7 protein-coding genes and 2 rRNA genes (1 of these 9 running past the window's edge) are annotated in these 11,098 nt (G+C 64.6%); 5 read left to right on the forward strand and 4 right to left on the reverse strand.

Annotated features, from left to right (window positions below):
• Window positions 1-164: 164 nt before the first annotated feature.
• Together ALSL_RS10355 and ALSL_RS10360 are read right to left on the reverse strand one after the other, a co-directional pair.
• On the reverse strand, window positions 165-2,303 hold the full coding sequence (locus ALSL_RS10355) for a beta-agarase (RefSeq protein WP_231700331.1): 2,139 nt from the start codon (window positions 2,301-2,303) through the stop codon (window positions 165-167).
• Window positions 2,304-2,314: 11 nt separating this feature from the next.
• Window positions 2,315-3,643 (reverse strand): APC family permease, encoded by a 1,329-nt coding sequence (locus ALSL_RS10360; protein WP_126538900.1) that lies wholly within the window; start codon window positions 3,641-3,643, stop codon window positions 2,315-2,317.
• 304 nt (window positions 3,644-3,947) lie between these two features.
• Between ALSL_RS10360 and ALSL_RS10365 the strand changes: the two genes are divergently transcribed.
• The 5 genes from ALSL_RS10365 to ALSL_RS10385 are packed head-to-tail and all read left to right on the forward strand — an operon-like array spanning window position 3,948 to window position 8,704.
• On the forward strand, window positions 3,948-5,168 hold the full coding sequence (locus tag ALSL_RS10365; RefSeq protein ID WP_126536004.1) for an ISL3 family transposase: 1,221 nt from the start codon (window positions 3,948-3,950) through the stop codon (window positions 5,166-5,168).
• Between the two features lie 34 nt (window positions 5,169-5,202).
• Entirely contained in the window at window positions 5,203-6,231 is a 1,029-nt protein-coding gene (locus tag ALSL_RS10370) for a sugar ABC transporter substrate-binding protein (protein WP_126538902.1), read from the forward strand.
• Window positions 6,232-6,234: 3 nt separating this feature from the next.
• Window positions 6,235-7,296 carry an ABC transporter permease gene (locus tag ALSL_RS10375; protein WP_126538904.1) on the forward strand — a complete coding sequence of 354 codons (1,062 nt, stop codon included), beginning with the start codon at window positions 6,235-6,237 and terminating at the stop codon, window positions 7,294-7,296.
• Complete coding sequence (locus tag ALSL_RS10380; RefSeq protein WP_126538906.1) at window positions 7,293-8,075, forward strand: ATP-binding cassette domain-containing protein; 783 nt, start codon at window positions 7,293-7,295, stop codon at window positions 8,073-8,075. Before ALSL_RS10375 ends, ALSL_RS10380 begins: the two co-directional genes overlap by 4 nt.
• Window positions 8,072-8,704 (forward strand): nucleoside triphosphate hydrolase, encoded by a 633-nt coding sequence (locus ALSL_RS10385; protein WP_126538908.1) that lies wholly within the window; start codon window positions 8,072-8,074, stop codon window positions 8,702-8,704. The genes ALSL_RS10380 and ALSL_RS10385 overlap by 4 nt, the downstream gene beginning before the upstream one ends.
• A gap of 75 nt (window positions 8,705-8,779) precedes the next feature.
• Here the strand turns inward: ALSL_RS10385 and rrf are convergent.
• Window positions 8,780-8,894: ribosomal RNA gene (rrf, locus tag ALSL_RS10390) — 5S ribosomal RNA — on the reverse strand.
• Window positions 8,895-9,088: 194 nt separating this feature from the next.
• A 23S ribosomal RNA gene (locus tag ALSL_RS10395) occupies window positions 9,089-11,098 on the reverse strand; it runs 871 nt beyond the window's last position.

Genomic DNA, 11,098 nt, shown 5'->3' on the forward strand with positions numbered 1-11,098 from the left:
CGGCATTAGAGCCAAAAACTAACGAGCTGGCAACGCTTTGTCGTCTATTTCTCGACATTGCCCTCGTGACGGTCGCCACACTTGCGCACCTTTGTGGATTCCATGGGCGAGTCGAGCGGCATCGCGCCGGCCCCTGTGCCGTGGTTCGAATCGATCAGGCCACTTCAATCGGCAGGCCGCGCAGGCGCACCGGTATCGCCCGGGCAAGGCGCCTCGAGACACGTCTTCGCCGCCCTCTCGAGGGCACGCAGGTTGGCTTTACGCACGGCCTCGACGAAGCCAGTGAACGGCAGGTCGGTGATGCCGACCAGGCCGATATGGCTGTTTTCGCCATCGAGCAGCCGCCCGCTGACCGGCTGGTCGGCATAGGCGAACCAATGCGCGCCGACGATCAGCGGATCGCCGGCGGCGGCGGAAAGATAACGTGCGTAAGCCTCGCCGCGCCCCGCTTCGTTCCACACCGGCACCAGGCCCTTGCCGAAGGGGCCGCGATCGTCCGAGCCGAAATGGAACTCGCCGATCAGCAGCGGCCGGTCTAGTCGCTGCAGCAGGGCTCTGTCCAGGCCATGCTGCGGCAGGTCGGCATAGACATTGAAGCTGAGCACGTCGACGCGGCGGGCACTGGCCTCGATCGCCTCCGGCGTGCTGCTGGCAAAGCGGGCACCGAGGATCAGGTGGTGCGGATCGTGCCGGCGTAGTGCCGTCACCGCCACGTCGAAATACGTTTCGGCGTAACGGCGTTGCCAGGCGGCATAGTCGGCGGCGATCGCCGGATGCGCCGGTTCCGGCACCGGCGCGACGAAGCCGGTCGCCTCGAGCGCCATCCAGTCCTGGATCGCCAGGCCCCAGGCGACAGCGAGTCGCGCCGCACTGCCGTAGCGACGCTTGAGCTCGGCAATGAAGACCCGTTTGGCATGGCTGACCGGCATGCCGGCGAGCGTGCCGCGGGCCAGCGCCCAGCGGCCCTGCGCACCCGGTCCGGCCCAGGGCAACTCGTTGTCGAGAAAGTAGCCGAGCAGCCAGGGATCGTCGTGAGCGCCGGCGCTCGCGCGTGCGGCAGCGGCCTCGGCGGCTTCGGCAAAACGCGGATCGAACGGATCGGGCATGCGGCCCCACCAGTCCTGGCCGGTGGCCACGTTGCCGAAGGCACCGGCAATCGTCAGTGTGCGCGTGTAGGCGAGTCGATGCGCGGCGCCGAGTGCCGGCTCGCTCCAGGCGCCCAGTGTGTTGAAGCCCCAGGCGGCAAGTCGTGCGAGCGTGCGCGCACGCCAGGCGGACAGCCCATCCGCGCCGTCGGCGCGATAGAGGTTGGCGGCATAGAAGTCGAACCAGGTGCCGCTGGCGAAGGCCAGGCCGGCACGCGCGCCGATCTCCGTGGAGGCGGGACGGTCCTCGCCGTAGAACGTCCGCCAGGGTCCCTCGCGTGGCGGCAAGCCGCGGAACATCCATTCGCGCCCCTGCACGTGGCTGCGTCCCTCGCCGGGATCGACGGCATCGACACCCAGCGAGAAGAACGCCCCGCCTTCCGGCGTCACCAGCCACCAGCGCCCGGCTGCCTTCTGCGCGTGAAACCAGCCGGTGGCGGTGAGGCCGACCACGCCTGGCCGGCCGCCGTAGCGATCCCCGCCAGCCGGTGCGGGCGGCCGGGTCGCCGCCTCGCGTACCTGGGCCGCCCGCAAGGCCGGGGTATCGGCGATCTTTTCCGGCCAGCTGCCGCGGGTGTATTGCCCGAAACCATCGACGATGGCGCGATAGGCTTCAGTCACCGCGGTCTCGTCCGGATGGGTCCGCGGCTGAGCGAACCAGACCTGCTGCGGCGCCTGCGGGGCCGGCATGCTCACGCGCACGGCGCGCAACGCGCCCGATAGCGGCGTTCCGGTTACCGTGGTCGCCAGCAGCAGACGCCGGCCGGAGGACTCGAACGGCATCGGCGGCCCGGCCTGCATGCCGAAATCGCGCGGCGACAACGGCCGCAGCGGCAGGACCAGGGTCTGCGCCGGCCCCGCGGGCACGCCGACCGTGGCCTGAAGTCTTTCCCCGCCGTCGCCCTCGGCCTGCAGCGTCAAGGTGATGGCCCATGGCATGCGATTGGCCAACTCGATCCGCCATTCCCCATGCCCCGACCAGGGCGGCGCGCCCGGCGCTGGCCGGAACACCAGCGTCGGCGCGACCGCGGGCTGGAAGCCGTAACCCTGCCAGGGCGCCTCGGCCGGCACGGACACCACCTCGTGGAGCTCGGCCATAGTCGTCTGCGCGACGCCACCGGCCATCGGCAGCCATGCCAGCACCGCCCAAGTCATCATCGGCAAGTGCTTCACCCGCCCACCTGCCGCTCCACCCAACACCAGGCGTAATACACCGGGACGCCCAGGGCGATGATGACCAGGCTCATGCCGGCCTGGCCGGGGGCATCGATCGCGGTGGCGACGATCACCGCGATCACCGTGCCGACGAACGCCAGCGGCAGCCAGGGATAGCCAGGCACGCGATAGGGCGCCGGCTCGCCGGCATGGCGCCGATACCAGAACAGCGTACCAATGCCGCAGGCGTGCGCCAGCCATTCGCCCACCGTGGTGTAGTCGAGCAGTTGCCCGAAACTGCCCGAGAGCGTGAGCACGATCGCCCACGCGCCCAGGGTCGCCAGCGCCACCTGCGGGGCCCGGGTATGCGGATCGATGCGGCCGACCGCGGAAAAGAACATCCCGTCCGCGCCCATCGTCTGCAGCACGCGGGCGCCGCCGGCAATGGCGATGCTGCAATAACCGAAACTGGAACAGGCGATGCCGAGCGCCATCCAGGTCGCGCCGCGTGGCCCGAGCCAGCGCTGCATGAGCTCGGCCGCCGGCGCGTGACTCGCCGCCAGCCCGGCATGGCCGAGACCGGCCAGATAGGCACCGTTGACCAGCACATAGCAGAGCATGACGCCGGTCAGTCCCAGCCCCAGCGCCCGCGGCAGCGTCCGCTGGGGCGCCCGCACCTCACCGGCAAGATCGTTGAGATAGTGAAAGCCGCCATAGGTGAAAAGCACCGGCAGCAGTGCACCGAACCACGCGCCCGGCGGCAGCGGACGCGGCGGCGCCTGCGTCCAGGCCAAACCTTGCGCCCGATAGGCAAGCACCAGTCCAGCCATCAGCAGTACCGCGATCGCCGCCAGCTTGAGCAGCGCAAAAACGTTCTGCAGCCAGGCTCCCGCGCGGATACCGAACAGGTTGACTCCGACGATGAAGGCGATCGCTCCCACCGCTAACGGCTTGACCAGCAGCGTGGGGAAGCCGAGCGCTGCGCACAGATAATCGGCAAAGGTGGTCGCCACCGCCGCCACACTGCCCGGATAGTTGATGAGCGCCATCGTCCAGCCGAACAGGAAAGCCGGCAATTTGCCGAAAGCCTCGCGCAGATAGACATACGTGCCGCCAGCCTGCGGGCGCCGGGCACCCAGCTCGGCGTAGCACAACGCCCCGGCCAACGTGAGCAGGCCGCCGATCGTCCACAACACCAGCACCTGCCAGCCGCTGCCGGTACGTTCGGCGATCGTGGCCGGGGTGCGGAAAATGCCCGCGCCGATCACGCCGCCGATGACGATCATCGCCGCATCCCAGGTACCGAGTCGGCGCAGGTAAGTGCTGGAGGCGGGCGGGCTCATGAGGGCTGATGGTCGCGCACGGACGGCCCGCAACGATAGCGTGCCCGGGCCGTCATGACGCATGGCCCGTGCCGCTGGCGCTTCTGGGCTGGCCCGTCCGCGGACTTGCGTCGCGCTTCCATGCCGAACACGCCGGCACGCATTGACAACCATGCCGCGCGGTGCTGCTCTAGCCATCCGCATGGGAGGCCAATGACCATCGGCCTCGAGCTATAAAAAAGGTTCTTCTCCCAACTGAGTGGAGAGAGGCGCACGGCCGACGGGTCAGACTTGCTGTTCTTGAGGCAACAAACTGGGGCCGGCCGTGGCCGAGCAGGATTGTATGTCCCGTCTGGGCGGCTGGACGGGATACCGAGTTGGCAAGTGGCGTTATGAGCTGCGCAGGCAGCAGCGCTGGCTGGTGATCGAGTTGGAGCCGACGCCGGGGGCGCAGCGGCAATGCACGGGCTGTGGGCAGGCGGTCGTGGCCATCCATGACTGGACGATGCGGCGCATTCGCGAGTTGCCCGTGTTCGGTGCGCCGGTGGAGCTGCACGTGCCGCGTCTTCGGCTGGCTTGCCAGGGCTGCGGGCCGCGGCTGGAACAGTTGGACTGGCTGGATCCGCATGCGCGGGTAACGCGGCGTCTGGCCGACAGCGTGGCCCGGCTGTGTGCAGTGACGTCGGTGCTGCACGCGGCGCGTTGGCATGGCATCGACTGGAAGACGGCCAAGGCCATCGACTGGCGGGCACTGGAGCGCGATCTGGGGCCGGTGGATCTGGAGGGCGTGCGCCGGATCGCCATGGACGAGTTCGCGATCCAGAAGGGCCATCGCTACGCCACTGTGGTGGTCGATGTGGAGCGCAAGCGGGTGCTGTGGGTGGGGCGCGGCCGTTCGCGAGTCGAGATCAGGCCGTTCTTCGAACAGCTCGGGCCGGCGCGTTGCGCCCTTATCGAGGCCGTGGCCATGGACATGAACACGGCCTACGACCTGGAAGTGCGCCAGCACTGCCCGAATGCCCGCGTGGTGTACGACCTGTTCCACGTGGTCGCCAAGTACGGACGCGAGGTGATTGGCCGGGTGCGGGTGGACGCGGCCAATCAGCTGCGTCACGACAAGCCGGCGCGCCGAGTGGTCAAGCGCGCCCACTGGCTGCTGCTGCGCAATCCTCGGCGCCTGAAGGAAGCCGAACACATCCGGCTGGACGAGGTACTGGCGGCCAACCGGCCGCTGATGACGGCCTACGTGATGAAAGAACAGCTCAAGGCGCTGTGGAACGCACCGACAGCCTGGGCGTGGCGGGCAGCCTGGAAACAATGGCTACGCCATGCCCAGGAAAGCGGCATCCCCGCCCTGACCCACTTCGCTCAATGCCTCAAACCTTACTGGCGCGGCATCCTCAGCCGGGTGCGCTGGCCCCTGCATACCGGGCTGCTCGAAGGCATCAACAACAAGATCAAGGTCATCAAGCGCATCGCCTACGGCTACCGCGATGACGCCTACTTCTTCCTCAAGATCCGGGCGGCCTTCCCCGGAGTTGGGTGAAGAACCATAAAAAATCCCGCACCGGAGGGCTTTCATGAAGACTTCGACACGACGCCTCCTGGCCCACCTGGCCACCACCGCTGGACTGTTGATCACGGCGCCGGTTCTTGCCAAGAACGTCAGCGCCTGCCTGATCACCAAGACCGACACCAACCCCTACTTCGTCACCATGAAGAAGGGGGCCATGGAAAAGGCCAAGGCACTCGGCGTCCAGCTCAAGACCTACGCAGGCAAATACGATGGCGACAATCAGGCGCAGGTGGATGCCATCGAGTCCTGCATGGCCGACCATGCCGACGGCATCCTGATCACCCCCTCGGACACCCGCGCAATCGTGCCCACCGTGCAGAAGGCCCGCCAGGCGGGTCTGCTGGTGATCGCACTCGACACGACGCTGGAGCCGGTGGACGCCGCCGATGCCACCTTTGCCACGGATAATTTCCAGGCCGGCGAGCTCATCGGACGCTGGGCCAAGGGCCTGCTGGGCGACAAGGCCAAGACGGCACGCATTGCCTTCCTCGATCTTTCCACCAGCCAGCCTTCGGTCGACGTGCAGCGCGATCAGGGCTTCATGGTCGGCTTCGGCATCGACCCCAAAGACAAGAACAAATGGGGTGATGAGAACGACCCGCGCATCGTCGGCCACGACGTGACGGGCGGCGCCGAGGACGGCGGACGCCGGGCCATGGAAAACCTGCTGCAGAAGGACCCGGGCATCAACCTGGTCTATACGATCAATGAACCGGCCGCGGCCGGCGCCTATCAGGCGCTCAAGGCGGTGGGGCTCGAGAAGCAGGCCACGATCGTCTCCATCGACGGCAGTTGCACGGGCGTCCAAAACGTCCGCGACGGCATCATCGGCGCGACTTCCCAGCAATACCCGCTGCTCATGGCCGCCGAGGGCATCGAGGCCATCAAAACCTACGTCGAGACCGGCAAGAAACCACAGAATAGCCAGGGTCTCAACTTCCATAACACCGGCGTCAACCTCATCACCACCCATCCGGTGCCTGGCGTGCCTTCGATCAGCGTGAAGGAAGGTCTGGCCAGATGCTGGGGCTGAGCCATGTCGCACAGCCTGGATATGAAATCGATGCATGACTCAGTCGATACGGGCGCCCCGGCCTTCGAAGAGCGGTCGATCACGCCGCTGGAGCGCGTGCAGCATTTTCTGCACAGAAACCCAGCGGCGATCCCACTCATCGTGCTCGCCCTGGCGGTGCTGGGTTTCGGGCTCGGCATCGGCCCGCGCTTCTATTCGGCGTTCACGCTGACGCTGATCCTGCAACAGGTGGCGATCACCGGCATCGTCGGCGCGGGACAAACCCTCGTCATCCTGACCGCAGGCATCGATCTTTCCGTCGGCGCCATCATGGTGCTTGCCTCCGTGGTCATGGGTCAGTGCGCCATGCACTACGGCTTGCCCGGTCCGCTCGCCGTGCTGGCTGGCCTCGCGGTCGGCGGCCTGTGCGGACTCGTCAACGGCCTGCTCGTCGCCAAATGGCGCCTGCCGCCGTTCATCGCCACCCTCGGCACCTGGTCGATCTTCGGCGCGATCGTCTTCATCTATTCAGGCAACGAGACCGTGCGCAGCCAGGACATCGACCAGGTGGCGCCGATCCTGCATTTCTTCGGCGGATCTTTCCGCATCGGCGGAGCGGTCTTCACCTATGGCGTCGTGCTGATGGTGCTGGTCATCGGCGTGCTCTGGTATGCCCTCAATTACACCGCCTGGGGCCGCCACGTGTATGCCGTGGGAAATGACCAGGACGCGGCGTTGCTGGCCGGCATCCGCGTCGATCGCGTGCTCGTTTCGGTCTATGTGGTTACCGGCCTCATCTGCGCGCTGGCCGGCTGGACGCTGATCGGTCGCATCGGCGCCATCTCGCCGCAGGCGGGCCAGCTCGAAAACATCAACGCGATCACCGCCGTCGTGATCGGCGGCACCTCGCTTTTCGGCGGACGTGGCTCGATCCTGGGCACGCTCTTTGGCGCCCTCATCGTCGGTGTCTTCTCCCTCGGGTTGAGATTGCTGGGCACCGATCCGCAATGGACGCAGCTTGCCGTCGGCGCACTGATCATCCTCGCCGTGGGTGTGGACCAGTGGATTCGGAAGATCTCTGCATGAACCCACCCGTTCCCATACTTTCTGCACGCCACCTGATCAAGCGCTACGGGCGCGTCACCGCGCTGGACGGGGCCGATTTCGATCTTTATCCCGGCGAGGTCCTGGCCGTCATCGGCGACAATGGTGCAGGCAAATCGACCCTGATCAAGGTCATTTCCGGTGCCGTCACGCCCGACGCGGGAGAAATCCGCCTCGCCGGTGAAGTCGTCCATTTCGATTCACCGATGCAGGCCCGCGAAGCCGGCATCGAAACCGTCTATCAGACCTTGGCTTTGTCACCCGCGCTGTCCATCACCGACAACCTGTTTCTCGGTCGCGAGCTCCGCAGGCGGGGCTTGCTCGGCTCGGTGCTGCGCATGCTCGACCGGCGCGCCATGGAGCGCTTCGCGCGCGAGAAACTCACGGAACTCGGCCTCACCACGATCCAGAACATCGGCCAGGCGGTGGAGACGCTCTCGGGCGGCCAGCGCCAGGGCGTGGCGGTGGCCAGGGCCGCCGCCTTCGCCGCCAAGGTGATCATCCTGGACGAACCCACCGCCGCCTTGGGCGTCAAGGAATCGGCCCGCGTCCTCGATCTCATCCGCCAAGTCAAGCGGCGCGGTCTTTCCATCGTGCTGGTTTCGCACAACATGCCGCACGTCTTCGAAGTCGCCGACCGCGTCCATATCCATCGACTCGGACGACGCATCGCCGTAGTCGATCCAAAACGGATCAGCGCTTCCGAAGCCGTGGCCATCATGACCGGCGCCAAGGCCCCCGAAGACATCCAGGCCGCATGAACGACCCGCTGCCGGCACTGGCGCAACGCATCCTTACCGACGCCGGCGCCCGGAGGCGCTTCATCGTCGCCATTGCCGGGCCGCCGGCTGCCGGAAAATCCATGCTTGCCGAGAAACTCCGACAGCTACTCGACCAGGAGACGGGCAAGGCATGCGCCGCGGTCTTTCCGCTGGACGGCTTCCATTTCGATGACTGCGTGCTCGAGGCTCGCGGACAGCGCAACCGCAAGGGCGCCCCCTTCACCTTCGACGTCGGTGGCTATGCAGCAACCCTCAGGCGCATTCGCCAGGGCGATGAAGAAGTGGCCATACCGATCTTCGATCGCTCGATGGAGCTCTCTCGCGCAGGCGCCGCGATCATCGAACCGCGCCACCGCATCATCCTCACCGAAGGCAATTATCTCCTGCTCGACAAGGCGCCATGGTCTACGCTGCGGCCACTCTATGATCTTTGCGTCCTGCTCAAGGCGCCCGAGGACATCCTTCATCGACGACTCACGCAGCGCTGGCTGACACACGGCAAAACCCTCGACGCAGCGGAAAATTGGATCGCCACGAACGATCTGCCGAATATCCGCCACGTACTGGCCCATAGCGGCCAGGCGGACGTGGTATTCAACGCCGCCTGACCGGCATTCACCACCCCCCGAAAAAACCGAACCCCCGTCCATGGCTGGGCGGGGGTTTGGGGTATGGGAAGGGGACCCTGGCGGTGACCTACTCTTGCATGCGAAGTTGCACACTACCATCGGCGCGGCTGCGTTTCACTTCCGAGTTCGGGATGGGATCGGGTGGGACCACAGCGCTATGGCCGCCAGGGAAGGGGTAGAAGCGGCGCCGGTGGCGCCCGCTTCGAACTTTGAAGTCCTTATTTTTCGAAGAGTCCGCCATGGACGGCGGATGTGGCTCTACGCGCAAGGACTTCGCGTCAAACATAAGGTAAACGAGTGACAAGCGTCTGGCGGAAGGAGCCGGATCTATCGCGGCGTTGGCGCGAAGCGCCTTGGGGTTATATGGTCAAGCCGCACGGCGCATTAGTACAGGTAAGCTCAACGCATTGCTGCGCTTACACATCCTGCCTATCAACCACGTAGTCTACATGGTGCCTTGAGGAGCCTTGAAGGCTCGGGAGATCTCATCTTGGGGCGTGCTTCCCGCTTAGATGCTTTCAGCGGTTATCACTTCCGTTCATAGCTACCCGGCAATGCCATTGGCATGACAACCGGCACACCAGCGGAACGTCCACTCCGGTCCTCTCGTACTAGGAGCAGCCCCCCTCAAATCTCCAACGCCCACGACAGATAGGGACCGAACTGTCTCACGACGTTCTGAACCCAGCTCGCGTACCACTTTAAATGGCGAACAGCCATACCCTTGGGACCGGCTACAGCCCCAGGATGTGATGAGCCGACATCGAGGTGCCAAACACCGCCGTCGATATGAACTCTTGGGCGGTATCAGCCTGTTATCCCCGGAGTACCTTTTATCCGTTGAGCGATGGCCCTTCCATACAGAACCACCGGATCACTAAGACCTACTTTCGTACCTGCTTGATCCGTCGATCTTGCAGTCAAGCACGCTTATGCCTTTGCACACAGTGCGCGATGTCCGACCGCGCTGAGCGTACCTTCGTGCTCCTCCGTTACGCTTTGGGAGGAGACCGCCCCAGTCAAACTACCCACCACACACGGTCCCTGACCCGGATCACGGGCCGAGGTTAGAACGTCAAGCACTTCAGGGTGGTATTTCAAGGATGGCTCCACCCGAACTGGCGTCCGGGTTTCGCAGCCTCCCACCTATCCTACACAGAAGAACTCAACGTTCAGTGTGAAGCTGTAGTAAAGGTTCACGGGGTCTTTCCGTCTTGCCGCGGGAACGCTGCATCTTCACAGCGATTTCAATTTCACTGAGTCTCGGGTGGAGACAGCGCCGCTGTCGTTACGCCATTCGTGCAGGTCGGAACTTACCCGACAAGGAATTTCGCTACCTTAGGACCGTTATAGTTACGGCCGCCGTTTACCGGGGCTTCGATCAAGAGCTTCGCCTTGCGGCTGACCCCATCACTTAACCTTCCGGCACCGGGCAGGCGTCACACCCTATACGTCCACTTTCGTGTTTGCAGAGTGCTGTGTTTTTGATAAACAGTCGCAGCGGCCAGGTTACTGCGACCCATCAGAGCTCAGCTACGCACGTAGCCACCCCGATGGGCGCACCTTCTCCCGAAGTTACGGTGCCATTTTGCCTAGTTCCTTCACCCGAGTTCTCTCAAGCGCCTTGGGATTCTCACCCTGCCTACCAGTGTCGGTTTACGGTACGGTTCTCTCAAGCTGAAGCTTAGTGGCTTTTCCTGGAAGCGTAGTGTCAGTCACTTCGCCCAAAAAAGGGCTCGTCTCGGTGCTCGGTGTATGGATGCCCGGATTTGCCTAAGCACCCCACCTACCGCCTTTCCCCGGGACAACCAACGCCCGGTAGACCTAACTTTCTCCGTCCCCACATCGCACTTGAGAAGAGTGCCGGAATATTAACCGGCTTCCCATCGACTACGCATTTCTGCCTCGCCTTAGGGGCCGACTCACCCTGCGCCGATGAACGTTGCGCGAGGAAACCTTGGGCTTTCGGCGTGCGGGCTTTTCACCCGCATGATCGTTACTCATGTCAGCATTCGCACTTCCGATACCTCCAGCAGGCCTCTCGACCCACCTTCACAGGCTTACGGAACGCTCCTCTACCGCGCACATTGCTGTGCACCCCGAGCTTCGGTGTCTAGCTTGAGCCCCGTTGAATCTTCCGCGCAGACCGACTCGACCAGTGAGCTATTACGCTTTCTTTAAAGGGTGGCTGCTTCTAAGCCAACCTCCTGGCTGTCTATGCCTTTCCACATCGTTTTCCACTTAGCTAGAACTTGGGGACCTTAGCTGCGGGTCTGGGTTGTTTCCCTTTTCACGACGGACGTTAGCACCCGCCGTGTGTCTCCCGTACAGTCTGTCCTGGTATTCGGAGTTTGCCATGGTTTGCTAAGTCGC

This window comes from Aerosticca soli (assembly GCF_003967035.1).
Taxonomy (GTDB): Bacteria; Pseudomonadota; Gammaproteobacteria; order Xanthomonadales; family Rhodanobacteraceae; genus Aerosticca; species Aerosticca soli.